This window comes from Streptomyces sp. AHU1, from assembly GCF_045343905.1.
Lineage (GTDB): Bacteria > Actinomycetota > Actinomycetes > Streptomycetales > Streptomycetaceae > Streptomyces > Streptomyces triticiradicis.
In genome coordinates this window covers 1,054,146-1,078,575 of the sequence record NZ_CP174283.1, presented here as the reverse complement: position 1 = coordinate 1,078,575, position 24,430 = coordinate 1,054,146, and the positions used below count along the sequence as shown (strand labels likewise).

At 72.4% G+C, this 24,430-nt stretch carries 22 protein-coding genes; 9 read left to right on the top strand and 13 right to left on the bottom strand.

Annotation, left to right across the window (positions count from 1 at the left end; genetic code table 11):
• Nucleotides 1-27: 27 nt before the first annotated feature.
• Complete coding sequence (locus ACICHK_RS05015) at nucleotides 28-930, bottom strand: helix-turn-helix transcriptional regulator (protein WP_406835889.1); 903 nt, start codon at nucleotides 928-930, stop codon at nucleotides 28-30.
• Nucleotides 931-1,068: 138 nt separating this feature from the next.
• Here ACICHK_RS05015 and ACICHK_RS05010 point away from each other — a divergent pair, with 138 nt between their 5' ends.
• Nucleotides 1,069-1,848, top strand: a complete 780-nt coding sequence (locus ACICHK_RS05010; protein WP_406835888.1) for an NAD(P)H-dependent oxidoreductase — start codon at nucleotides 1,069-1,071, stop codon at nucleotides 1,846-1,848.
• Nucleotides 1,849-1,913: 65 nt separating this feature from the next.
• Here the strand turns inward: ACICHK_RS05010 and ACICHK_RS05005 are convergent, their stop codons facing one another.
• The 8 genes from ACICHK_RS05005 to ACICHK_RS04970 all read right to left on the bottom strand — a co-directional run bounded on the left by ACICHK_RS05005 (nucleotide 1,914) and on the right by ACICHK_RS04970 (nucleotide 10,003).
• Complete coding sequence (locus tag ACICHK_RS05005) at nucleotides 1,914-2,141, bottom strand: hypothetical protein (RefSeq protein WP_406835886.1); 228 nt, start codon at nucleotides 2,139-2,141, stop codon at nucleotides 1,914-1,916.
• 131 nt (nucleotides 2,142-2,272) lie between these two features.
• On the bottom strand, nucleotides 2,273-3,364 hold the full coding sequence (locus ACICHK_RS05000; protein ID WP_406835885.1) for a polyprenyl synthetase family protein: 1,092 nt from the start codon (nucleotides 3,362-3,364) through the stop codon (nucleotides 2,273-2,275).
• A 256-nt stretch (nucleotides 3,365-3,620) separates the two neighbouring features.
• Entirely contained in the window at nucleotides 3,621-4,403 is a 783-nt protein-coding gene (locus tag ACICHK_RS04995) for a TIGR03084 family metal-binding protein (RefSeq protein ID WP_406835883.1), read from the bottom strand.
• A 71-nt stretch (nucleotides 4,404-4,474) separates the two neighbouring features.
• The gene (locus ACICHK_RS04990; RefSeq protein ID WP_406841162.1) at nucleotides 4,475-5,794 is read right to left on the bottom strand and encodes a hypothetical protein; all 1,320 of its coding nucleotides are present in this window, start codon (nucleotides 5,792-5,794) and stop codon (nucleotides 4,475-4,477) included.
• 68 nt (nucleotides 5,795-5,862) lie between these two features.
• The gene (locus tag ACICHK_RS04985) at nucleotides 5,863-7,284 is read right to left on the bottom strand and encodes a glycosyltransferase (protein WP_406835882.1); all 1,422 of its coding nucleotides are present in this window, start codon (nucleotides 7,282-7,284) and stop codon (nucleotides 5,863-5,865) included.
• Nucleotides 7,285-7,410: 126 nt separating this feature from the next.
• Nucleotides 7,411-7,941 (bottom strand): hypothetical protein, encoded by a 531-nt coding sequence (locus ACICHK_RS04980; protein WP_406835880.1) that lies wholly within the window; start codon nucleotides 7,939-7,941, stop codon nucleotides 7,411-7,413.
• 8 nt (nucleotides 7,942-7,949) lie between these two features.
• Nucleotides 7,950-8,465, bottom strand: a complete 516-nt coding sequence (locus tag ACICHK_RS04975; protein ID WP_151467276.1) for a SigE family RNA polymerase sigma factor — start codon at nucleotides 8,463-8,465, stop codon at nucleotides 7,950-7,952.
• A gap of 200 nt (nucleotides 8,466-8,665) precedes the next feature.
• Nucleotides 8,666-10,003, bottom strand: a complete 1,338-nt coding sequence (locus tag ACICHK_RS04970; RefSeq protein ID WP_406835879.1) for an NAD(P)-binding domain-containing protein — start codon at nucleotides 10,001-10,003, stop codon at nucleotides 8,666-8,668.
• A 238-nt stretch (nucleotides 10,004-10,241) separates the two neighbouring features.
• On the opposite strand from ACICHK_RS04970, the gene ACICHK_RS04965 reads away from it, so the two are divergent.
• The 4 genes from ACICHK_RS04965 (at nucleotide 10,242) to ACICHK_RS04950 (ending at nucleotide 14,405) form a co-directional block, all read left to right on the top strand.
• Nucleotides 10,242-10,892, top strand: a complete 651-nt coding sequence (locus tag ACICHK_RS04965; RefSeq protein ID WP_406835878.1) for a TetR/AcrR family transcriptional regulator — start codon at nucleotides 10,242-10,244, stop codon at nucleotides 10,890-10,892.
• A complete protein-coding gene (locus ACICHK_RS04960; RefSeq protein WP_406835877.1) occupies nucleotides 10,892-12,604 on the top strand; it encodes a GMC oxidoreductase in 1,713 nt (570 codons plus the stop codon). Before ACICHK_RS04965 ends, ACICHK_RS04960 begins: the two co-directional genes overlap by 1 nt.
• Nucleotides 12,601-13,251, top strand: a complete 651-nt coding sequence (locus ACICHK_RS04955; protein ID WP_406835876.1) for an acetoacetate decarboxylase family protein — start codon at nucleotides 12,601-12,603, stop codon at nucleotides 13,249-13,251. Before ACICHK_RS04960 ends, ACICHK_RS04955 begins: the two co-directional genes overlap by 4 nt.
• A gap of 227 nt (nucleotides 13,252-13,478) precedes the next feature.
• Nucleotides 13,479-14,405 (top strand): SGNH/GDSL hydrolase family protein, encoded by a 927-nt coding sequence (locus ACICHK_RS04950; RefSeq protein ID WP_406835875.1) that lies wholly within the window; start codon nucleotides 13,479-13,481, stop codon nucleotides 14,403-14,405.
• Between the two features lie 59 nt (nucleotides 14,406-14,464).
• Here the strand turns inward: ACICHK_RS04950 and ACICHK_RS04945 are convergent, their stop codons facing one another.
• Nucleotides 14,465-15,898 (bottom strand): cellulose binding domain-containing protein, encoded by a 1,434-nt coding sequence (locus ACICHK_RS04945; RefSeq protein WP_406835874.1) that lies wholly within the window; start codon nucleotides 15,896-15,898, stop codon nucleotides 14,465-14,467.
• Nucleotides 15,899-16,173: 275 nt separating this feature from the next.
• Here ACICHK_RS04945 and ACICHK_RS04940 point away from each other — a divergent pair, with 275 nt between their 5' ends.
• Both ACICHK_RS04940 and ACICHK_RS04935 read left to right on the top strand, forming a co-directional pair.
• A complete protein-coding gene (locus ACICHK_RS04940; protein WP_406835873.1) occupies nucleotides 16,174-17,061 on the top strand; it encodes a GntR family transcriptional regulator in 888 nt (295 codons plus the stop codon).
• Nucleotides 17,062-17,430: 369 nt separating this feature from the next.
• Entirely contained in the window at nucleotides 17,431-18,258 is an 828-nt protein-coding gene (locus tag ACICHK_RS04935) for an alpha/beta fold hydrolase (RefSeq protein WP_406835872.1), read from the top strand.
• Nucleotides 18,259-18,316: 58 nt separating this feature from the next.
• Here ACICHK_RS04935 and ACICHK_RS04930 read toward each other — a convergent pair whose 3' ends face one another.
• A complete protein-coding gene (locus tag ACICHK_RS04930) occupies nucleotides 18,317-21,160 on the bottom strand; it encodes a SpoIIE family protein phosphatase (protein ID WP_406835871.1) in 2,844 nt (947 codons plus the stop codon).
• A 284-nt stretch (nucleotides 21,161-21,444) separates the two neighbouring features.
• Here ACICHK_RS04930 and ACICHK_RS04925 point away from each other — a divergent pair, with 284 nt between their 5' ends.
• The gene (locus tag ACICHK_RS04925) at nucleotides 21,445-22,608 is read left to right on the top strand and encodes an AI-2E family transporter (protein ID WP_406835870.1); all 1,164 of its coding nucleotides are present in this window, start codon (nucleotides 21,445-21,447) and stop codon (nucleotides 22,606-22,608) included.
• Nucleotides 22,609-22,632: 24 nt separating this feature from the next.
• Here ACICHK_RS04925 and ACICHK_RS04920 read toward each other — a convergent pair whose 3' ends face one another.
• Both ACICHK_RS04920 and ACICHK_RS04915 read right to left on the bottom strand, forming a co-directional pair.
• Nucleotides 22,633-23,079 (bottom strand): SRPBCC family protein, encoded by a 447-nt coding sequence (locus ACICHK_RS04920; RefSeq protein ID WP_406835869.1) that lies wholly within the window; start codon nucleotides 23,077-23,079, stop codon nucleotides 22,633-22,635.
• A 108-nt stretch (nucleotides 23,080-23,187) separates the two neighbouring features.
• Nucleotides 23,188-23,766, bottom strand: coding sequence for a hypothetical protein (locus ACICHK_RS04915; RefSeq protein ID WP_406835868.1), 579 nt, complete (start codon nucleotides 23,764-23,766; stop codon nucleotides 23,188-23,190).
• A 154-nt stretch (nucleotides 23,767-23,920) separates the two neighbouring features.
• On the opposite strand from ACICHK_RS04915, the gene ACICHK_RS04910 reads away from it, so the two are divergent.
• Nucleotides 23,921-24,430, top strand: a complete 510-nt coding sequence (locus ACICHK_RS04910) for a molybdenum cofactor biosysynthesis protein (RefSeq protein WP_406835867.1) — start codon at nucleotides 23,921-23,923, stop codon at nucleotides 24,428-24,430.

The following is a 24,430-nucleotide window of genomic DNA, read 5'->3' as shown; positions in this document are numbered from 1 at the left end:
CCGACCGTCGTGCCGGCAGGAGGCGTTTCACCGGCCGGAAGCGGAGTCCGGCCCGGGGACCGGGAAGCCGCCGGTGCCGAGGGGATCCCGGCTGCGGGCGGGTGTCGAGGGACGCGCGTCGCCGCTGTCCGCGTCCAGGCCCGCGAGCAGGCGCAGCCCGTCCTCGGTGAGGCTGCCGGGGGCCGCGGACAGCACCAGCAGCTCCACGTCCGACCCGTCCGGCGACGCGAAGTTCTCCTGGTGCAGTTCCAGCAGCCCGACCAGCGGGTGCCGGTACGCCTTGCGTCCGTGCGTGCGGGCGCGCACGTCCGCGCGGGCCCAGAGGCGGCGGAAGCGCTCGCTGCCCATCGCCAGTTCGCCGATGAGCGAGGCCAGTCGGGGGTCCTCGGGGTGTTTGCCGGCGGCCAGGCGCAGATGCCCGACCACGTCGAGGGTGCAGTTCTCCCAGTCCGCGTAGAGGCCGTGCTCGGCCTCCTCGAGGAAGATGTGCCGGGCGATGTTCAGGCCCGGCATCGGCCGGCCGAAGAGGAGTCCGGCGAGGCGGTTCCCGGCGAGCACGTCCAGGCGGTGGTTCATGAGCAGCGCGGGCGCGTCGGCGACCAGGTCGAGGACGCGCAGCAGCTCCGGCCGGACCTTCCCGCCCGGCGCCTTCGCGCGGCGGCGGCGCTGCCGCGCGAGCCGGTGGAGGTGGCCGCGCTCGGTCTCGTCGAGGCCGAGGACACGGGCGAGCGCGTCGAGGACCTGCTCGGAGGGCTGGGTCGCGCGGCCCTGCTCCAGGCGTACGTAGTAGTCGACGCTGACCCCGGACAGGTGGGCGACCTCTTCGCGGCGCAGCCCCGCGACCCGGCGGCGGCTGTCGGTGGGGATGCCGGCGGCCGCCGGGTCGACCCGGGAACGCCGGGTCCGCAGGAAGCCCGCGAGATCGTCCATGCCCCCAGTGTCGCTTCGGCGGCGCCCGTGAAGGTGGTCCTGCCGTTACCAGGAAGTCCGGTCCTGTGGAAGAGGCGTCCCTGAACGCCGGGCGGCAGGGCGTCCAGGATCGAAGGCATCCGATCCGAAGGAGTTCCCGTGAAGACGCTGATCGTCTACGCCCACCCGGAGTCGAAGTCGCTCAACGGCTCGCTGAAGGACCTCGCGGTGTCCACGTTGGAGGGCGCCGGGCACGAGGTACGGGTGAGCGATCTGTACGCGATGAACTGGAAGGCGGTGGTGGACGCCGCGGATTACGGTCCCGCCGCCTCGAGTCCGCTGAAGGTCGCGGCGGACTCGGGCCGGGCCTTCGACGCCGGGACGCTCACCCCGGACGTCCTCGCCGAGCAGGAGAAGCTGCTGTGGGCCGACACGGTCGTCTTCCAGTTCCCGCTGTGGTGGTACTCGATGCCCGCGATCCTCAAGGGCTGGGTGGACCGGGTGTTCACCTACAACTTCGCGTACGGCGTCGGCGAGCACAGCGACACCAGGTACGGCGAGCGCTTCGGCGAGGGAACTCTCGCGGGGAGGAAGGCCCTGCTGTCGGTGACCGCCGGCGGCCCGCGGTCGCACTACGCCGCTCGCGGGATCAACGGTCCCATCGACGACCTGTTGTTCCCGATCCACCACGGCATCCTCTACTACCCGGGCATCGAGGTGCTGCCCCCGTTCGTGCTGTACGGCACCGACCGGATGACCGGCGAGGACTACCCGGACGTGGCCAAGGCCTGGGAACAGCGCCTGCTCACCCTGGAGTCGACCGATCCGATCGCGTTCCGGCGCCAGAACTTCGGCGACTACGAGATTCCCTCGCTGCACCTGAAGGAAGGGCTGGAGCCCGCGGGCCGCACGGGTTTCGGGCTGCACGTACGCGACTGACCGCCGACGACGGACAGGGCGGGCCGGGCACGGATCCGAGCCGCGCCCGCCGGCGCCCCTCTCCCTCAGCCGGAGCGGCCGAGGAGCATGTCGAGCGCCTTGGTGCCGAGGAGGGGGGTCACCTGCGCGGACGGGACGGTCAAGGGGGTGTCGCCAATGCCGCCCGCGAACGCCCGGGTACCGCCCGCGCCCGGTTCCGAAGGAGCTGTCGCGGCCATCGCCGGTGCCACCGGGACGGAGACGACGGCGAGAGCGGCCAGGGCGACCAGAACGCGGGCGGAGTTCGAGAACATGCGGGACCTTTCCTGAACGGTTTCGGCCCCCATCCTCCGGCCGCGGCGGCGCGGCCTTCCCGCCGACGCGCGGGGCTCACCCGAAGAGGCGCAACCACCCGGCGACGCGGGGGGCCGGGCGGGGCCGGTGCCTACCGGTCGCGGGTCACGCTCCAGGCCGGGAGGTGTTCGAAGAACTCCACGGCCTGCGTCCGCCAGCGTCCGTGCCACGTGGCGGCCCGGGCGGCCGCTCGGCGCGCGTAGCGGTCGGCCTCGGCCCGCAGCGTCCGGTCGATGCCGTGCGTTCGCGCGATGCGGCGGATCCGGCGCAAGGTCTCGTCGTCGCAGTCCGGGTCGCCCAGGGCGCCCTCCAGCACCTTGCGCTCGGTCTCGTCGGCCGAGGCCAGCAGGGCGGCGAGGACGTAGCTGCGCCGGCCGGAACGGACGTCGGATCCGGGCGACTTGCCGAGGGCGGCGGGGTCGCCGAACAGGTCGAGCCAGTCGTCGTGGATCTGGTTGGCGATGCCCAGCGCGCCCGCGTAGGCGCGCAGTTCGCCGTCGTACGGGGCGAGGTCGGCGCCGGCGGCGAGCAGGCCCAGTCGCAGCGGGGCGAGCACGGAGTAGCGGGTGGACTTGTACTCGGTGACCGTGTGCAGGAGTTCGGCGTCCGGGGCGGGGTGGAAGTCGCGTTCCAGGTCGAGGATCTGCCCGGTGACCGTGGTGGCCCCGGCGTCGGCGTGGACGGCGGCCATGGCCAGGGCGCGGGCGGGGGGCAGGTCGCCGGTGAGCAGCACGCGCACGGACAGGAAGGCCGCCAGGTCGCCGGCGAGGACGGCCAGGGCGAGGGCGGTCGCGGGCCGCTCGGGGAACTCGTCCCGGTAGGCGTAGTAGGTGGAGGGGCCGCCGCGGCGCCGGGGCGTGTCGTCGATGATGTCGTCGTGGATCAGACCGTGGGTCTGCAGCAGTTCGACGCTGATGGCGGCCTCGTCGAGCCCTGGCACGGCCTCGTCGGTGACCAGCGCCGCCGCCTCGTGCAGCAGGGCCACGCGCAGGCGTTTGCCGCCGCGCAGCGACAGCTCGCGCACCAACTCCAGCGCACGGGCGGGGAATCCGCCCCGCGGCGGAATCTCCAGGGCGCCACCGGCCGCATCGGTCAGGGAGGCGAAGTAGTCGGCGAAGCGGGCGTCGAACCGGCGCTGGTGGCCGGCCGCGCGCTGCAGGGCGACGGCGATGGGGTCGTTCACCGGCCCAGACTTTACGGCAACCGGCGCCGGGCACGCGGCACGGGTCGCCCCCGGCCGACGGGCCGGATGACGACACCGGGCCGCACGCTGTCATCGGGGTTCGGGGCGCTCGTCGACGTGCCGCGCGAGGGGCAGGAGTCCCGGCCCCGTTCTCTTCACAGGCACTCGACCGAGCCCGGCCGGCCGGTGCGGAGGAGGCACGGAAGGCGATCGCCACCGTCACGCGTCTCGCACGACCAGGCGCCCCGGCACGCCTTCAGAGGAAGACGCGCGCCACCTCCAGCCATTTCCGGGCGTCCTCGCCGGTCGCCGTCATGCCCGTCCCGGACCAGGGGCGGCGCCGGGTGACACAGAGGCAGAAGTCGACGGCGTCGCCCCGCACCCGTTGCGCGGCGGTCTCGGGGCCCCACGCCCAGGTCCGTCCGTCGGGTGCCGTCAGCTCGACGCGGAAGGGATCCGCCGGTTCGGGCAGTCCGGCGGCGGCGAAGGACAGCGCCCGTCCCAGCACCCCCAGCGACGCCACGTGCCGCAGCCGGTCCGTCGGGCGGTGCGTCACGCCCACGGCGTCGAAGACGTCCTGTCCGTGCGCCCAGGTCTCCATCAGCCGAAGGGGCGTCATCAGGGCCGGGGTCACCTCCGACATGTACCAGGGGAACGCGTGGTCCCACGGCGTGTCGCGCAGCGCCGCCGCCAGTTCCGCCCGGCCGGCCCGCCACTCGTCCAGGAGCACCGGCCGCGGTTTGGCCGCTCCCGCGGCGGCGGCCTCGTCCGCGTACCCGCCGCCTTCGGCTTCCGCCCGGCCGAGTTCGGCGCCGAACGCGTCGGGAGTGCGTAAGGCGCTGAGCGCGTTCGCGTCCGCCCACGCGAGGTGGGCTATCTGGTGGGCGATCGTCCAGCCCGGTGCCGGTGTCGGTACGGACCAGTCGTCCACCGTCCTGACCAGGGCGTCGAGTTCGTCGCCCTCGGCCACCAGGGCGGGCAGGGCACCGGCGTCGTCCGCATCGGGTACGGCGAGGTTGTAGTTCAGCATGTGCGCCATGCTGACACTCCTTCCCGGCCGACGGCGGGGACGAGATGCGCGGGCGGACCCTGCGGCCGCCGGGGCGCCGGTCACGGAACGCCGACCTCGAACAGGACGTATCCGGCGTAGGAGCCGGAGGCGAGTGCCGCGACGGCGAGGACCGCGCACAGGACCGGAGTGCCGATCCGGCGCATGGCGGTGGCGCAGGGGATGAGGAGGGGGAAGGCCGGGAGCAGGTAGCGGGACACGTTGCCGAAGATCTGCTGGCTGCCCAGGACGAGCGCCATGGTCAGGAGGGTGCTGACCGTGAGTACGAGGGGAGGGCGCAGCCGGAACAGCAGGGGCAGGGCGATCAGGGCCAGCAGGACCGTGCCGGCGGCGATGACGTCCTCGTGGGGGAAGGCGTAGAGGTAGTCGTAGTGGCCGACCATGAGGGACGTGAACACCTTGACGGTGTGCCGGCCCCCGTCGAACGAATGGCCCCAGGCTTTGTCCTGGAGGGTGAAGTAGCCTCCGTAGTCGCCCATGCGGTGGCCCACCCAGCCGAGGTAGCCCGCCAGACCCAGGGGGGCGATCATGACGGCCGCCACCGGGCGCACGACCGCGTCCCGGAGCCGGGCGCCTTCCGGGACGGGGGAGTCTCCCCACCGGCGCGACGCGCGCCGGTGCCGGACCACTTCCACGAGCGCGGCGGCGGCGAGCGCCGCGATCAGTGCGCCGGCCGTCGGCCGGGTGAGGCCCGCGGCGCAGATCAAGAGGCCCGCGGTGAGCCAGTTCCGGCGCATGACGGAGTGACAGGCCCAGGCCGCGAGGGCGACGTAGAGGGATTCCGAGTAGCCGGACCACTCCACGCCGGAGCCGGGCCACACGGCCCACAGGCCTGCGGCGGCCAGCCCCGCGCGCCGGCCGCTGACACGGGCGGTCACGGCGTGGATGCCCAGGACGGCCACGAACGAGGCGACGACGGAGACCACCAGGCCCGCACCGAGCAGACCGAGCCCGGTGTAGGAGGAGACCAGGCGCATCAGGGCGGGGTACAGCGGGAAGAACGCGGCGGAGTTGCCCTCGAGGGTGATCAGTCCGGTGGCGCCGGGCACCGGCACGAGGGCGGGGTGGTAGCCGTGCGCGGCGATCTGCTGGTACCACCAGCCGTCCCAGGTGGCCAGGACGTCCCAGACGTGGGCGCCGCCGCCGAAGCGGGGGTTCTTCCGGCGGAAGTCGCCGGAGGAGTCCAGCAGGTACATGAAGACGCAGAAGCCGACGAGCTTCATCGTGCCGTACAGCGCGAGGGCCGGACCGTACCGTCTCGCCGCCGCGCACAGCTGTCGCCGCCGGACGTGGGCCCGGTCCGGACCCGTGCCGCCCGGGTGCGCGGCGTCCGGGGCCGCCCTGTCCGGCCGCGCGGGCATGGGCCAACGGACGGCGGCTCGGGGATCGTTGCCCTGGAGTGCCGGGGTCGCGGTGAGACCGGGCTCGTTCATCGTGCTCCGCCTCCCGTGTCGTCGTGCCGGGCGGCGGTGGTGAACACCCAGGTGCGCAGGAGCAGGAAACGCAGCAGTGTCGCCGCCAGGTTGGCGGTGACGAGGACCACGATCTCGGCCGGCCGTCCGGGTGCGTGCGACCAGTGGTGCAGCGCGGCCAGTGAGCCACTGGTGAGCGCGAGGCCGAGGCCGAGGACGGCCAGCCCCTTGGCCTGGTGGCGCAGTGCGCCGCCCCGGCCGCGCAGCCCGAAGGTGAGCCGTCGGTTGGCGGCCGTGTTGGCGACCGTGCAGACCAGCAGCGCCCATACGTTGGCGGCCTGAGGCCCCGTCACCGGGCACAGGACCGCGTACAGGAGGACGTATCCGATCGTGCTGAGGGCGCCCACGGTGCCGAACCGCAGCAGCTGAGCCGTCAGGGACGCCCGTGGCGGGTTCTCGAAGGCGCGTCCGAGCCGTGCCGTGGGCAGTGTGCCGCGGGCCAGCGCGCGGCCGATCCTCGCGATGCCACGCAGGTCGGCCACGGCGGTGGAGACCAGGTCGACCCGGCTGTCGGGGTCGTCCACCCAGTCGACCGGCACCTCGTGGATGCGCAGCCCGGCCCGTTCGGCGATCACCAGCAGCTCGGTGTCGAAGAACCAGCCCGAGTCCTCCACCAGGGGCAGCAGACGTGTCGCGACATCGCGGCGGATGGCCTTGAAGCCGCACTGCGCGTCGGAGAAGCCGACGGCGAGGGCGGACCGCAGCAGGAGGTTGTAGCAACGGGAGATGATCTCCCGCCGGGGACCGCGGGTCACCCGGGAGCCGCGGGCCAGCCGGGAGCCGATGGCGATGTCGGAGTGCCCGGATATCAGCGGGGCGACCAGCGGCAGGAGCGCGTTCAGCTCGGTGGACAGATCGACGTCCAGATACGCGAGCACCGGTGCGTCCGAGTCCGACCACGCGGTGCGCAGAGCACGGCCGCGCCCCTTCTCGTCGAGCCGTATCCACGTCGCCTCGGGCAGGTCGGCGGCCAGCCGGGCGGCGATCAGCGGGGTGGCGTCGGTGCTCGCGTTGTCGGCGACGGTGATGCGGAACGGGTACGGGAACGTCTCGCGCAGATGGGCGTGCAGGCGGCGCACGCTCGGCTCCAGGTCCCTCTCCTCGTTGAACACGGGGACGACCACGTCCAGAACGGGTTCCGTGCGGCCGACCGGCAACGGAAGCCGGGCGGGCAGGCGGTCGGCGGGCGGGTGGTCGGCGGGCAGACGGTCGACGGGCGGGCGGTCCACGGGAGGCCCGCCCGGCCGCGTCCGCTCGCCGGGCCTTCGTTCCGGCGGCGGCCCACTGCCGTGTTCCTCGAAGTCCTCCACGTTCTCGAAGCCTTCGAAGTCCGCGAGGTTCCCGAAGCCCGCGGGGACGTGTGGCGATGCCTTCGTCATGGTGTGTCCTGTTCTGTTCGCTGTCGTGGGGCAGGCCGAAGGCACTCACGGCCGGACCGCGCCGACAGGGTGCGGACGGTGAGTGCTGTGCGGGCAGGAGTGGTGCCGGAGGAGGTGGTGCCGGGCTTACCCGGCGCTGGCCCCGGCCGACGACGACGGTTCGGGTCCTGACGGCGGTGGCGAGGACGTCGGGGTCCCGCTCGGTGTCGCCGGTCCGGTGGCGGGCGGCGCACCGGTCGTCGCCGTCCCCCCGTCGCCGGGGCCGCCGGCGCCCGACGTCGGACTCTCCGTCGTGGTGGACGTGCCGGGCGGACCCGAGACCCCGGTGGTGTCCTCGGCGGTGGTGGTGGCCGACTCGGTCGGGGTCCCGCTCGACGACGGGGTCGGTGACAGGGTGGAGTACGGGGAGACGGGGGTGGTCGCGGGCCGCGGCGCGGGGCCCAGGGGCCGGTCGCGGTCCGGGGCGTGCGGCAGCAGGAACAGGCCGGCGCTGATCCCGGCGGCGGCCAGGACGAGGCTCGCGGCCTTCTGCGCCGCGCGGATCCGGCGGCGGGCGCGTACGCCGTCCCGGAGACCGTTCTGCTGCGCGGGCTCGAAGGGGGTGTGCTCCTGGGTGTCGCGCATCATCCGCGCCAACTCCCGCTCGAAGTGATCCATTCTTCCCTTCACCCCACCGGCTCGATGACGTCCGCCAGGATCTGGCGCAGCCGCGCCACACCGCGTGACGCGTGGGAACGGGCGGTGCCCAGCGGGCAGCCCAAGACCTCCGCGACCTGTTTCTCGGGCAGGTCCTGGTAGTAGCGCAGCACTACGGCGGCCCGCTGCCGGGGCGGCAGTTGGGCGAGGGCCGCCTCGAGGCGCGACCGTTCCACGACGGCCGCGGACTCGTCGCCGGTGTGCGCGAGGTCCGGCAGTGCTTCCACGGGGCGTTCGCCCCACCACCGCCGCCGTGCGGAGCGGGCTGCGGCGCGGGCCAGGATCTTGCGCACGTACGCCTCGGGCGCCTCGTCGGCCACCTTCCGCCACACGAACCAGAGCTTGACCAGCGCCTCCTGGAGCAGGTCCTCGGCACGGTGCCGGTCGCCCGCGCAGAGCAGGCGGGCGAGGTGGAACAGCGCCGACCAACGGGCCGCGACGAACTCGTCGAAGCCGTCGGTCCCCTCGGCTTTTGTCTGTTCCATCCGCACCGTCCCCGCACTTGCCGGCTCGTACACCTGGAGAAAGACGTCGGCGGGTGCCTCGCTATGCACATGCGTCACGTGATCTGGGTCACGCTGGGTGAGGTCGAGGTCGAGGCCGAGGTCGAGGCGCGGGGGAGGGGACCCGGCGTACGTGCGGAACGGCCGTCGGCCCGGGCCGACGGCCGTTCCGCACGGAGATCTCAGCGGTCGGCGGCCCCCCGCCGGACCCGGGCCGCGCCCTTGCGCCGCTCCGTCCTCAGCTCCCTGAGATAAGCCCCCGCGTCCACCTGGATGGTGTGCCGTCTCGAAGCGACGTAGCGGCGCGCCAGCTTCGCGCGGTACGCCCTGGTCTCCTCGCGCATCCGCTCCGGCGCGGGCAGCGCGCACCGGCCCTCGATGAGGTCCGCCACCCAGTGCGACTGCGCCTCCGCGAGCGGCATGATCGCGCCGAGGGGCTGGACCAGCCCGATGAAGTAGAGGCCGGTACGGTCCGGCGCGACGACCCGGTGGTAGAGGTCGACGTCGTTGTCGGACGGATCGATCACCTCGTCGTCGAGGAACGGGAACGCGATGTCGTAGCCCGTGCAGTGGACGATCGCGTCGATCTCCTCCGCGCTCCCGTCCTCGAACACCACCCGGTCGCGCTCCAGTCGTACGGGAGCGGGCTTCACGGTGAGGTCGCCGTGGCCCAGGCGCGAGAGCAGGTCGTCGGAGATGGTGGGGTGGGCCCCCAGCACGCGGTGCCGGGGCGTGGGCAGCCCGTAGTCCTCCAGCCGTCCCCGGCTGAGCCGCAGCAGGAGCCGCAGGCCCTGTTCCTGCACGGACAGCGGAGCCCTCGCCAGCCAGGAGCCGGTGAGGTGGTCGGTGGGCACGCCGAAGAGGTACTTGGGCAGGATGTGCGCGCCGCGGCGCATGGCGAGGACCGTGCGCCGGGACACCCGTGAGGTCTCCACCGCGATGTCGCAGGCCGAGTTGCCGATGCCGAGGACGAGGACGCGCTTGCCGGCGAAGGGTTCCGGTGTCCGGTAGTCGTGCGAATGCGTCTGCGCGCCGGTGAAGTCCTCGGCTCCCGGGAGGGCCGGCCGGGGCCAACGGGGCTTCCAGTGGTGCCCGTTGGCGACCAGGACGGCCCCGTAGGCCCGTTCCGCGGTCTCACCCGAGTCCAGGTTCCGGGCCGTGACGCTCCACCGTCCGCCGGGCAGGGGGTCCACGCGCACCACCTCGGTGCGGAAGGCGATCGACGGCCTCAGCCCGAAGTGGTCGACGAAGCTGTCGAAGTACCGGGCGATGTGGAAGTGGCTGGGGTAGACCGGGCAGTCCTCGGGCATGGGGAAGCTCGCGTACTCCATGATCTGGCGCGAGGTGTTGATGTGCAGCGAGCGGTAGGCGGACGACATCCCGTTGTCGTTCAGGTAGCGCCAGTTGCCGCCGACCTCCGATCCGGTCTCGTAGCAGTCGTACGCGATCCCGCGCGCCGCGAGCACCTGGCAGGCGGCGATCCCGGACGAGCCCGCCCCGATCACACACACCCTGTCCATGTCCGCCCCTTCCTGTGGCCACGCTCATGACCACCCGGTCACATGACCGGGCGGTCACAGGCTGCTGTGCGGCGAACGCCGTGTCAATGACCTTGACATGAGCGGTAGTTCGGACCCGTACGGCTCAACGGAGTTGTCCCGGGCCCCGTTTCCCGCCGGACTCGTTGACAGGGCACGTTCACCGCGCCGACGATGACCGGGCGGTCACATGACCGCCCGGTCATACGCAGGAGCACGCATGCCCACTTCCACCTGGACCCGTCTGTCACCGGTGCGCCGCGAACGGGTCCTGGTCGCCGCGATGGACGAGTTCGGCACCCACGGATACTCCACCGGAAGCCTCAACGTCATCGCCCGCGAGGCCGGCGTGGCCAAGGGCTCGCTGTTCCAGTACTTCGAGGGCAAACTCGACCTGTTCGCCTACGTGGCCGAGCAGACCTCCCTGCGCGTCTACGCCGCCATGCGGCCCTGGCTCGACGGGTACGACGGCTCCACGGAGTTCTCCCGCCACCTCACCGACGCCCTGGAGGCGTGGTTCGACTACTTCGCGAGCCATCCGCTGGAACGCGGGGTCACCGCCGCCACCAACATGGAGATCGACCCGGCCGTCCGCAACGCCGTACGCGCTCCGGTGCAGGACATCTACCTCGCCGGGCTGCGCCCCCTGGCCGAGCGGGCGGTCGAGACCGGCGACCTGCGCAAGGACGCCGACGTCGACGCCCTGCTGTCCCTGCTCCTCATCCTGCTGCCGCACTTCGCCCTCGCGGCCCACACACCCGGCCTCGAAGGACCTGTACGCCTCGCGGGCGAGCACCCCGAAGTCCGCCGGGCGAACATCGCGCGCCTGCTCGGCCCGGTCCTCGCCGACTTCGTACCGAAGGGGTCCTGATGGACACACCCGACTACGACGTGCTCGTCATCGGCTCCGGATTCGGCGGCAGCGTCACCGCGCTGCGCCTCACCGAGAAGGGATACCGTGTCGGGGTCCTGGAGGCAGGCCGCCGCTTCGCCGACGCCGACCTCCCCCGTACGTCCTGGCACGTGCGCGACTACCTCTTCGCCCCGCGCCTCGGCTGCACGGGCATCCTGCGCATGACCCTGCTCGGCGACGTCCTCGTCCTCACCGGCGCGGGCGTCGGCGGCGGCTCCCTCGGCTACGCCAACACGCTCTACGAGCCGCCCGCGGCCTTCTTCCAGGGCTCGCCGTGGGCGGACATCACCGACTGGCGCGGCGAACTCGCCCCCTACTACGCCCGGGCCCGCCGCATGCTCGGCGTCACCCCCAACCCGCTGCTCACCGACGCCGACCGCCTCCTGCGGGACACCGCGCACGACCTCGGCCGCGGTGACACCTTCAGGACCGTGCCGGTCGGCGTGCACTTCGGACCGCCCGGCACGGAACCCGGCGCCCGCGTCGCGGACCCCTACTTCGGCGGAGCCGGGCCGGACCGCAACGCCTGTCTGCACTGCGGCGCCTGCATGACGGGCTGCCGGCACAACGCGAAGAACACCCTACCCAAGAACTACCTGGGACTGGCCGAACGCGCCGGCGCCGAGGTGCTGGCCCTGCGCACCGTCACCGACGTCACCCGGGACGGCGAGGGCTGGGCCGTCACCTCGGTACGCACCGGCGCGGGCCCGCCGCGCCGCGGCCGGACCCTGACCGCCCGGCACGTCGTCTTCGCGGCGGGCGCCCTGGGCACCCAGAAGCTGCTGCACCGGCTGCGGGAGCGCGGTTCCCTGCCGGAGGTGTCGCCCCGCCTGGGCCGGCTGACCCGCACCAACTCCGAGGCCGTGCTCGGCGTCCGGTCCCGGGAGAGGACCACCGACTTCAGCCGCGGCGTCGCCATCACCTCCTCCGTGCACCTCGACGAGAACACGCACGTCGAAGCCGTCCGGTACGGCCGCGGAAGCAACCTGCTCGGGCTGCTCGGCGCGATGCTCGTCGACCCGGTCCCCGGCCGCTCCCGGCTGCTCACCGGTCTGGCCGCGATGGCACGCAACCTGCGCGACCTGCCGAGCCTGCACAGCCCGCGCCGCTGGTCCCAGCAGACCGTCGTCCTGCTGGTCATGCAGTCCCTCGACAACTCCGTGACGACGTACCTCCGCCGCACCCTCACCGGACGCGAGCGGCTGACCAGCCGTCCCGGCGAGGGCGCCCCCAGTCCGACCTGGATACCCGCCGGACACCGGGCGGCCCGCAGGGCGGCCGAGCGCATCGGCGGCCAGGCCTGCGGCACCTGGGCCGATCTGTTCGACATCCCCACCACCGGACACCTCATCGGCGGATGCACCGTCGGCGAGGACCCGGAGACCGGTGTGGTCGACCCCTACCACCGGCTGCACGGACATCCGGGCCTGCACGTCATCGACGGTTCCACGATCTCGGCGAACCTCGGTGTGAACCCCTCCCTCACCATCACCGCCCTCGCCGAGCGGGCCGTCGCCCTGTGGCCGAACCACGGGGAGGAGGACCCGCGGCCCGCACCCGGCCTGCCCTACCGCCGGGTGCGGCCGGTACCGCCGAGGCACCCCGCCGTGCCCGCCGGCGCACCGGCCGCCCTGCCGCCGGCTCCCCCCACAGGAAAGGACACCCCGTGACGAGCTACCCCGAGGAACCCTGGCACCTGGCGGGCCAGATGTACCTGTCGCTGTGGCTGGTGCCGGAGCGCGAACTGCCGCCGGTGGCGGACGGCACCCGGCCGGTCACCGTCGCCGGGCGCGGCGCGGTCGGCGCGGCCTGGGTCGTCTACGAGAACGACAGCGTCCTGCGCTACAACGAACTGCTCCGGGCCGTCCTCGTACGGGACGGCCGCCGCCCGCGTGTCTGCATCACCGACATCTGGGTGGACAGCGCCGCCTCGATGACCGGGGGCCGGGAACTGTGGGGCATCCCCAAGGAGATGGCGGACTTCGACATCGACCGGACCGCGGGCCTACGGGCCGGGGCCGCGACGGAGAAGGACGTCCTGGCCACCGCGGCCTTCGAACCCGGCCGCCGGATACCGGGCCGCTGGCCCCTCACGTACCGGGTCGTCCAGACGCTCGACGGCGCGCTGAAGACCAGCGCCGTCCGCTCGCGCTCCGCCGTGCGGCCGGCGCGGGCTCGCTGGATCGCCCGACAGGGCAGTCCGCTCGGGGAGTTGAGTCGGCGCACCCCGCTGCTCAGCCTGGCCCTGGAGGACTTCACCCTCCGGTTCGGGGACACGGCGCCCGTGCCTTCCGAGAGGTCGGCCCCCATGACGTAGCCGGGCGGCGCGAGGACGCTCCCCACCGGGCACCGTGCCCGGATGGATGAGAGTTGGACAAGTGGAGGGCGATCAAACCCTGTTCCGGCGGCCTACCGGCCGGTATACAGACCGGGTTGGGTCTGCCGGGCAGGAGCCGTCCGGTCCCCCGCGGCGCCGCGACGACGTGCGCCCGCGGGCAACCGGTACCCGTTCAGCAGGCTGTCATGGCACCAGGGGAGGGCACGATGAACGATCACACGCGTCCGGAGAACACCGCTTCGAGGCGACGGGGCGGTATGGCGCTGGGGGCCGCGCTGAGCAGCTGCGCGCTGGTCGCGGGCGTGGCGGCGGCGGCCCCCGCCGAGGCGGGCGAGGGACACGGGAAGCACGGCGTGGACTATGTCGCCCTGGGCGACTCGTACACGTCCGGGCCCCTGATCCCCCAGCAGGTCGACGCGAACTGCGCGCGGTCCGACCACAACTACCCCTCGATCACCGCCGCCGCCCGCAAGGTCGCCTCGTTCACGGACGTCAGCTGCTCCGGAGCGAAGACCGACGAGATGTGGAAGGCGCAGGGGACCAACGGACCCCAGCTGAACGCGGTGAAGCGGGACACCGACCTGGTGACCCTGCAGATCGGCGGCAACGACATGGGCTTCGGCCCGATCATCTCCACCTGTGCCGGGCTCAGTTCCAAGGACCTCGCGGGCAACCCGTGCCAGCAGTACTACAACGCGGCCGGGTACGACCAGCTCACCGTGAACATCCTCCAGACGGCTCCCAAGGTCGCCCGGGTGCTGCGCGAGATCCACGCGCGGGCTCCGCACGCCCGCGTGGTCGTCGTCGGCTACCCCGACCTGCTGCCCGACGACGGCAGCGGCTGCTACCCGACGGTGCCCTTCGCCGCGAAGGACTTCCCCTACCTGCGCGACACCGGCAAGAAGCTCAATCTGATGCTCCGCACGGTCGCCTTCCTGAACCGGGCCGAGTACGTGGACACGTACAAGCCGACCGTGGGCCACGACATGTGCAAGGCGCCCGCCGACCGCTGGATCGAGCCGCTGCGCCCGACCTCGCCCGCGGCCCCCGCACACCCCAATGCCCTGGGCCAGGAGGCCATGGCCCGCGCGGTCCTGGCCGAACTGAACCGGGGGTCGGGCCACCACCACTGACCCGGTTGCGGGGCCCGTCCCGGTTCGGGCCGGGACGGGCCCCGTACGCACCTGTCGGTTCAGGACGACGGCACCTCGTCCACGAACGCCGTTCCGGCTCCGCGGTAGGCGGTCACCTTGGCGGCGACCTGGGCCGGGGTGAGGACCTGGTCCTTGACGTGCAGGACGTAGTCGACCTGCTCGTCGTACGCGCGGGCCGTGGTCGAGGTCTGTCCGGCGAGGTCGATCAGCCACTGGTTGAAGTTGATCGACATCGGCCGCTCGGGCAGGTACTGGGCGTCATGGGTGCCGAAGAGCTGCCCGTCGACGTAGTACTTGATGCTGCCGCTGTCGATGGTGAGCACCAGGTCGTGCCAGCCGGCGTAGCTCTGACGTGATTCGGTGTGCTGGTTGACCGCCTGCCAGGGGTCGGGGTTGTACGTCTCCCAGGAGGTCGTGTACAGGATGTTGCCGGTCTCGCCCCAGCCGCCGTTGGGCAGGTACTCGAAGTCGTACTCGGCGTAGTCGTCGGCCATCGGCGCCTTGAGGTCGTTGATGGTGAAGAACGTCTGCACCAGGTGGTCGCCGTCCGGGCCGGACTTCGGGGCGTCGGCGAATTTCACCCGCGCCGCGTAGGTGCCGTTCTTGAACTTCATGCTCTTGGTGAGGACTTCGGTCTGCCGGGTCGATTCGCCGGTGCCCGCGGTCGAGGTCTCCAGGTTCATGACCTTGTTGCCGGACACGGTGGGGAAGGTGACCTTGGACGGGTCCCAGGTCGCGCCGGGGACGCCGGGGCCGCCGGAGTTGGAGCGGACGTTCCAGCCGTGCGCGGAGATCGCGGGGTCGGTGTACGACGAGTAGCTGAAGTCGTCGAACAGCGCCTGGCCGCCGCCGGGCGGGTCCGTCGGATCGGTGGGATCGGTCGGATCCGTGGGGTCGTTGCCCGCGGGCGCGGTGCCCCACACGGTGGCCCCGGCGAGCTGGGCGGTGACCTTGTTCCAGTCCGCGTACGAGGTCTGCGCACCGTTGAAGGAGTAGTCGTCCGCCTGGTTCAGGGGCTGCCAGCTCGACTGGTAGAAGCGCAGTTGCATGTCACCGGTGTCCGCGCCCGGTACGAGCGATCCGGCCGTGGAGGTGAAGCCGATCTCCAGGTACCTGTCCGCGGTTCCGGTGGGGTGGGCCAGGGTGCCGAACGTGCCGGTGACGTTCGCGCATCCCTTGACGGCCCAGGAACAGGCGAAGCGGTAGGTGGCGCTCGCCGAGTCCGCCTTGAAGTAGTAGCGGATCTTCACCTGGCTCAACTGCACTGCGGCGGAGCCGGTGTTGCGCACCTTGAACCAGGGCTCGCTCTGGTCGGCGGTGGCCCCGCTCGCGCTGGTGCGGTACTGGACGGCGAGTCCTCCGGCCGCGGCGGCGGGGGTGGACAGGGGAACGGCCACCAGGGCGGTGCCGCCCAGGAGGGCCGACAGGGCGAGGGCTACGCGGCGGCGGCCCGAGAGGGGACGGTTGCTCATGTGGGTTCCTTTCGGTGGGCTCCCGCCGACCGCGGGAGGTGGGGGTTCGCAGGAACACGAGGAGACATGCCGTGCTTGACCAGTTGGCGTTGGCCTGAAAGTGGCATAGACCAATGCGTGCGTCAACCCCCTTGCCAGCAAGGGGATTTGGCCGGACGGGGTGGCGTGTGTGGCCCACCGGGTGAAGAGACGCGGAAGCAGTCCCTCTGACCAGCGGACCAGTTAGGGTCGGGAGCTGTACCAGTGGCCGGCACCGACGACGAACGGGGTTCCGCATGGAGATCGATCCCGCCGCCTCCCGCGCGGTACTCAAGCGGGAAAGGGTCCGGGACACGATCCTCGAACTCATCGAGGAACGCCGTCCCGGTGACGCCATCCCTTCCGAACGCGCGCTCTGCGCACAACTCGGGGTCTCCCGGCCCACTCTGCGGGCCGCGGTGGATCAACTCGTCGTCGCCGGGCTCCTGGTGCGGGAGCACGGACGGGGCATGTTCGTGGCCGCCGAGAAGATCACCCAGGAACTCGTCCCGGACCGGCGGACCTTCAGTCTGCCCCGGGCCGCGGGCACCTGGACCAGCAGACTCCTGGAGTTCAGCACGGTGTCCGCCGGCGCCCGGGTGGGCCGCAGGCTGCGCATCTCTCCCGCGGCGGACATCCGGTACGTGGCACGGCTCCGTCTCGTCGACGGCTCACCCATGGCCATCGAGTACCTGCACGTCCCCGCCGACCTCGTGCCCGACCTGACCAGTGACGAACTGGAGAACGGCGACCTGTACGAGCACCTCGGGGAGCGGCACGGCATCCAGGTCGGTGAAGCGGTCCAGTCGATCGAGCCCACCGTCCTGACCCGTGACGAGGCGGGCCTGCTCGACGTGCCGGAACTGTCCCCGGCCCTGCTGTTCGAGCGCCTCACCTCGGACGCCTCGGGCCGGCCGGTGGAGTACGTCCACTCGATCTACCGCGGAGACCGCTACCGCATCGTCTCCCGGCTGGCCCTCGGCCCCCGCTCCGGGCGCCCGTCGCCCGGCGACGGGCACCATCCGGGGATCCCGCCGGGAGACTCCCTGCCGGGCGAACCCGTCACCTTCTCCACCAGGGGCGTGGTGGCCGGCGGTCTCTTCGGGCCCGGTGGCGGGCAGGGGGAGGGCGGTCCCGTGACGTGAGGGCGGCGGGTCCTGGACGGTGTGGGCGGTGTGGTCGTCGCCCCGACGGCTCGGTCCGGCCCGTGGGCGCGGAGGCGGTGTCCGTCCGCCGCGACGCCGCGTGGCACCTGGGCTAGTGTGATGTGGGTTACACGCCCATTCCGGTCATGCGTGCTGCTGATCGTCCCCCCGCCCCTCGTGCGTCCGCCACTGATCCGCGGCCTGGCACGGAGGGGCCGTGGCAGGGACGAGCCGTGGGCCGTCATGGGGAGCGACTGCCGGACGTACCGCCGGCGACGAACCTGCCGGCGGCGCCGTCGACAGGTTCGAAGCGGGCGTCGGCAGCGTGTGAGGCGCGGAATTCCGGACCGGATTCGAGAGGACCCGTACATGCCCTTCGCCACCGCCAAGGACGGCACGCAGATCTTCTACAAGGACTGGGGGTCGGGCCGGCCGGTCGTCTTCTCCCACGGCTGGCCACTGACCGCGGACGCCTGGGACGCCCAGATGAAGGTGATGGCGGACAACGGCTTCCGGGCCGTCGCCCACGACCGGCGCGGCGGCGGACGCTCCGGCCAGCCCTGGGACGGCAACGACCTCGACACCTACGCCGATGACCTGGCGGCGGTCATCGAAGCGCTCGACCTCCAGGACGTCATCCTGGTCGGTCATTCGACAGGCGGTGGTGAGGTCACCCGCTACATCGGCCGGCACGGCTCCGGCCGGATCGCCAAAGCGGTCCTGGTCGGCGCGATCCCGCCGCTCATGCTCAAGACGCCGGAGAATCCCGAAGGTCTGCCGATCGACGTCTTCGACGAGATCCGCAAGGGCGTCGAGACCGACCGGTCGCAGTTCTACAAGGACCTCAGCGGCCCGTTCTACGGCGCCAACCGTGACGGATCGACCGTCACCCAGGGGACACGGGACGAGTTCTGGCTCTGGGGAATGACCGTGGGCATCAAGGGTGCCTACGACTGCGTCAAGGCGTTCTCCGAGACCGATCTCACCGAAGACCTCAAGAAGATCGACGTCCCCACGCTCATCGTGCACGGAGACGACGACCAGATCGTTCCCATCGTGGCCTCCGGCGACAAATCCTCGAAGCTCGTCAAGGGTGCGGTCTACAAGGTGTATCCGGGCGCTCCTCACGGCCTCGCCATGGTGCCGAAGTACGCCGAGGTGTTCAACGCCGACCTGCTGGAGTTCGCGCGCGGTTGAACCGGCCGCCTCCCGTCGGGAAGCGGGACGGGCCTGCCGGGCCCCGTCGGACGCCGTCTCAGGACGGAGGACCGGGGGGCCCGACGGGCCCCTCGTCGTCCGCCTGTTCCGCCGCGCCGGGGAGGGCCTGTTCGGTCCAGATGGCTTTGCCGTCCGGGGTGTAACGGCTGCCCCAGCGCTCGCAGAGGGCGTTGATGAGCTGGAGCCCTCGGCCCCCCTCGTCGGTGTCCGTGGCGCGCCGGATGCGGGGCATGGTCAGACTCGCGTCGGACACCTCGCAGACGAGCGTTCCGCTGCACAGGAGGCGAAGGCCGATCGGGCCGCCGGCATGCCGGATGACGTTCCCGACCAGCTCGCTGGCCAGCAGTTCCGTCGTCATGACCAGGTCGTCCAGATGCCATTGGGCGAGTTGCTCCCGTACGTGGCGACGGGCCTCGCCCGCGGCCTCCGGGCCCTCGGGCAGGTTCCATGAGGCCACCTGCCGGTCGGCCACGTGGTGCAGACGCGCGATCAGCAGGGCGGCGTCGTCGGCGGTGGGCCCGCCCGGCAGCAGCCCCGAGGCCACGGAGTCGCACAGGTCCTCCAGATCGGGACAGCCGGCCTGGCCGGCGAACAGACCGGCGAGCTGGGACATGCCCTGGTCGATCTCCCGCTGCGGCGACTCCACGAGCCCGTCCGTGTAGAGGACCAGAAGGCTCTCCGCCGGCAGTTCCAGTTCCGTCGTCTCGAACGGAGGGGACGCGGCGCCCAGCGGAGGGTTGACGGCGATCTCGGGGAAGTGGGCACTGCCGTCCGGCCGGACGACGAGCGGCGGCGGATGGCCCGCCCGCACCACGGTGCACGATCCGTCGGTGGAGTCGTACAGCGCGAACAGACAGGTCGCGTACGCGTGCTCGCCGAGGCCGCCCACGATGTCGTTGAGGTGGCCCATGATCTCGTCGGGAGGCAGCTCCAGGGCGGCCAGCGTGTGCAGCGCGGTGCGCAAGCGCCCCATGGTCGCGGCCTCGGACAGACCGTGGCCCATCACGTCACCGACGACCAGGGCCACCTGGCCGGCGGACAGCGGGATCAGGTCGTACCAGTCCCCGCCCACGTCGGAGGTCTGCCCGGCCGGCAGGTACCGCGCCACCGCGGTGGTCTCGGGCACGGTGGGGAGCCCGCGGGGCAGCAGCGCCTGCTGGAGTTCCTCGGAACGGGTGAGCTCGGCCTCGTAGAGCCGCGCCCTCTCCAGCGCGTGCGCCACGAGGGCGCTGATGGTGATGAGGAGCGTGCGTTCCTCGGACGTGAGGTGCCGCGGGGCGTCGAAGGCGATGACGCACACGCCGAAGGTGTGTCCGGAGGCCGTCAGGGGGAGGAACGCCCAGGCCTCCTTGTCGGTCGGGGGCCGGCTGCCGGCGCCGGGGAAGGCGGTGCTCCACTCCTCGCGCGACGAGTAGAAACGGGGTTCGCCGCTCAGGACCGCCCGCCCGACGGGATCGGCGTCCGTCGGTTCCATGCCGTGCGCCCCGTGCATCTGCCGCAGGAAGGGGGCCGGATAGCCGACCGACCCGATGTGCACCAGCCTCTCGTCCTCGAGGACGAGCACGAGCAGGCCCTGGGCGCCGAACGGGGGCAGGACGCGCTGGGCGACGGCCGTCACCACGTCCTCGGAGGTGGTCGCCGCCGCGAGCTGCGTGGTCAGCTCCGCCGTCCGGCTCGCGCGCTCGGCGGCGGCGCGGACGGCCGCCGCCTGTTCGGCCTCACGACGGCGGCGCTCGGTGACATCGGTGAAGTACACGGTGAGGCCGCCGGGGACGGGGACGATCCGCAGGTCGTAACAGCGTCCGGTGTCGGCCAGCGTGATGTCGAAGCCGGCGGCCGTCGACCGCGCGGCGCCGCTCCGGCACCGCTCCTCCAGGTCCGGCACGTGGCGCAGGGCGGGCAGGTCCCACAGGTTCCGGCCGAAGAGCATCTCGTCGGCCGAACCGAGAACGCGTTCCGCCTCCAGGTTGGCGAAGGTGATCCGCCAGTCGTCGTCCACGGACAGGAAGGCGTCACTCATGTACCGCAGGGCGCGGCTGAGCGCGTCGCGGGTGGAGCGCGCCGCGTCACTGGCCCAGCCCTTCCCGACGATGCGCGCGACCTGGCCCTCGTCGTCGAGCACGACATGACCGGACGCGCGGGTCCAGGTGTAGCCCCCGTCGCTGCGCCGGATCCGGTACTCGGCCTCGAAGGGCGCGTGGGTGCGGATGCTGCGTTCGGCGGCGGCCAGGGTGCTCGCGAGGTCGTCGGGGTGCACCACCTTCATCCAGGTCTCGACGACGGGCGCGAACTCCCGCGGCTCGGTCTGGTAGACCTTCATGGCGGTCCGGTCCCAGACCAGTTCGCCGGTGCGCACGTCCCACTCCCAGGAACCGACCGGAGTCATGTCGAGGTCGGTGCCCAGGCGCGCGGGCTCCGGCATCTTCCTCAGCCGGTTCATGGTCCATCCGGCCACCGCGGTGAGGAACGTCCACTGCTCGGACGTGGGCTCCTCGTTGTCGCCGGTGAGGCACGTGATCGCGCCGATGGCACGGCCCTCGTGGACCAGCGGTACGGAGAACCAGCCGGACTGCGACAGCAGTGGAGCGGTTGGCTCGTCCAGGTCGGAGGGGAGCGCGGCCACCCATACGTGCTCGCCGGAGCGCACGGCACGGGCGGTCGCGGTGGGTCCGTCCTGGTCGACGATCTCCCACGCGCGGGTGAGCGACGACGGCAGTCCGGTGGAGTACACCAGACGCAGGGCCGACATGGGGCCCCGCAGGTAGACGGCCCCGCCGACGCAGCCCAGCTCCGCGATGGAGTGCTGAAGGGCGAGCCGGAAGACCTCGCTTTCCGTGATGCCGTCGTCAGCGGTGTCGAGTAGGTCCAGCCGCCTGATCACAGACCCAATATAGGGGGGAATGTCGTGAATGACATTAATGGCCTTGTCTGCTATTGGACGTCCCTTCGGCCGGGGCGGCGGCACGCCGGTCGTGGCCGGGGACCACGTGCGTCCCGGGTTGCGGGGCACGGTGCGCGACACCACGCTGGCCAGGACGCCCGCGTGGCGGGTGGCCCCGACGACGGGAGGACGGTGGCACACAGGTGAACGCCGGATCGCGTCGTCCACGCCGAGGGCCGGACGAGCCCGGCAGGGGGCGCGGCGGGCGCCGGACGCGTCACGTCGTGGGGAACCGTTCCTCCCGGGGTGCCCTGTCGGTCGCGCGGGCGCGCGGCGACGCCCGGCGCGGCACCGGGGACCACGAGGGGGACCCGGTCGGCCACGGGCTGCGGACGGCCGCCGCGTACGCGTGGCGGCTGCTCGTCGTCGGGGTCGTCGCCTACGTGGTCTTCGCCCTCCTGGGGAAACTGCAACTGGTCGCCGTGGCGCTGTTCCTCGCCCTGGTCGTCACGGCGGTCCTGCGTCCGCTCGCCGACCTGCTGGCACGGCGCATGCCGAGGACCGCGGCGGTGATCGTGAGCTTCATCGGAAGCATCCTGGTGGTGCTGGGCGTGATGGCGCTGGTCGGCCGGGTCGTGGCGGGCGAGGCGGGGCAGCTCGGCCATGAGTTCGCCGGGGGACTGGGGCGGATCGAACGGTGGCTCGAGGGCTCCCCCTTCCATCTGAGCCACGCGGTGCTGTCGAACCTCCAGGGCAAGGTGGCCGACTTCGTCTCCGGACACCGTTCCGAACTGATCAGCAGCGCCCTCAGCGGTGCCGGCCGCGCGGTGGAGTTCGCCACCGGGCTGGTGCTCGCGCTGTTCTGCTCGCTGTTCTTCGTCCATTCCGGGCACAGGTTCTGGCGCTGGTTCCAGGAGCTGATGCCGCAGGGCGCGCGGGACCCGTGGGACCGGGGCGGGCGGGCGGCCTGGCGGACCTTCGCCGGTTACACGCGCGGCATCATCATCGTGGCGGCCACCAACGCGATCCTCGTCGGCATCGCCCTCTACGCGCTCGGCGTCCCGCTGGCGCTGCCGCTCACACTGCTGGAGTTCTTCGCCGCGTTCATCCCCCTGGTGGGCTCGCCGGTCGCGCTCGGCGTGGCCACCGTCGTCGCGCTGGCCACCAAGGGACCGGTCGTCGCGATCATCGTGCTCGCGCTGATCGTCGTGATCGGCCAGCTGGAGGGGCACGTGCTGCACCCGCTCGTCCTGAGCTGGGCGGTCCGGCTGCACCCCGTGGTCGTGGCCGTCACCGTCATCGCGGGGAGCATCCTGGCCGGCGTGACCGGTGCCGTCGTGGCGGTACCGATGGTGTCGGTGGCCTGGTCCGTCGTCACCGAGCTGCGGGCACGCCCCGGACCGGAACCCCCGGGGCGCCCACTCGGCGAGAAGCCCGCCCCGCCCTGAGCGCGGGGCGCCGTCCCGTGTTCCTCAGGAAGCCTCGACGGCCGTCTTGATCCGCTTGCCGAACGCGTCGGCGTCCTTGCGGGCCGCGCTCAGCGCGAGGCCCACCAGGAGCTTGCCGATGCCACGCCCCTCGAGGACGTTGAAGATCCTCACCCGGGTGGTCCGGGCGCCGGTGGACTCGAGGTCGTAGCCGCCCTCCGTCGCCATGACGGCGTTCTTCGAGACCTCCGCCCAGCGGATCCGGTGGGGCGGCTCGAACTCGGTGATCCGGAACCTCCGGCCCGTCTTCATGCCGGCGTCCTTGACCGTGCTGGTGAACACGGTGCCCACGGCCGTCGGGCCCTCCGGGGTCTTCGTGATCGCCTGCACCCTGGGGCTGAACCGGGGGTCGTTCGTACCGGCGGCGAGGTAGGCGAAGACCTCCTCGACGGGGCGGTCGATCTCGGTTGTCGCCTCGAACTGACCGGACACGGCTCCTCCTGTGCTGCGATCACGGACCGCCCGCTGAGGGCGCGCGGCTTCACCACGCCCGCTCAGACTAGGGGGCGAAAGCCCCGCGGGCGCGTCGCACGGGCATGTTCAGTGCTCGAAGCCGTCGGTCAGGCGCACGGTGTAGCCGTCCTCCTCCATCAGGACGACGGTGACGCCGAAGGGATTGGGATGGTCCAGCTCCATGGGGGTGAAGGCGTAGTCGACGGCGGCCCGGACGGGCGGGGGGAGCTCGCCGCCGGGCCGCGGCGCGGGGGCCCGCTTCCAGTCGAGGACGGTCGTGGGCCCGTCCGTGCCCTCGGGGCCCGCGGACGAGGACTCCTCGGTGTAGGGGAACTGGTGCAGTACATGGCCGTCCGGAGTGGCGCGGACCATGTTCAGGCACGGGGAGGGGCCGAGGACGGGCAGCTCACAGGCGGTGGCGACGTCCTGCGTCTCCCAGGCCAGGACGACCTCGTCCGCGCAGGCCGCCGCAGCGATGTTCGACAGCGCCGCGATGCCGGTGAGCGTGTCGGCCCCGGGCTTCGCCGGCCGGAGCCAGACCAGCCCGACCAGTTCGCCCCGTACGAGCGGCATGATGACCGGCCGGGGCACCGCACCCTCACGCACGCCCTTGTCGTACGCGCTCTTCATCGAGCCGACCAGCGCGTCCCACGTTCCCGTGTCCACCCGAGCCCCCTTCGCCGCAGTTGTCCCCGATCACCGCCGACCCTGTCACGCAGGGCGTCCCCGTGTCAGCGGGACGCCCGGCACACGACCCCTTCGGTGCCCCCGCCCGCGAATCCGCGGACCCTTCGCGCGGACGTCGCCTAGGCTCGATGGGATGGGACGTGTGGAAGTCCTTCAGCTGCTGGTCTCGGCCGTGCACCGGTTCGAGGGCCGTCCGGGTGACGGAGTGCCCCCGCTGCCCGGGACGGAACTGGTGACGACGGCCCGGGTGCGCGCCGGACTCGGCATCGTCGGCGACCGCTACTTCGGCCGTCCGGCCCATCGCGACGCATCGGTCACCGTCATGGCCGCCGAGCGCTTCCCGCCGGGACCGGACGCGGCGGCGGACCTCCGGCTGACCCGGCGCAACGTTCTGCTGCGGGGCGTGGACATCGACGCCTGGGTCGGCGCGACGGTCTCCCTGGACTGCGGCTCCGGACCCGTGGTGCTCGCCGTACGCGGCGCGGCCAGGCCCTGCGCGTGGATGGACACCACGCTCGGCCCCGGCGCGCGACGGGCGCTGCGCGACGGCGGGGGAGTCCGCTGCCGCCCGCTGACCGACGGCACCCTCACGGTCGGGCCCGCCGAGTTCACGGTGGTGGAGCCGGCCCCCGCGAAGGACTGA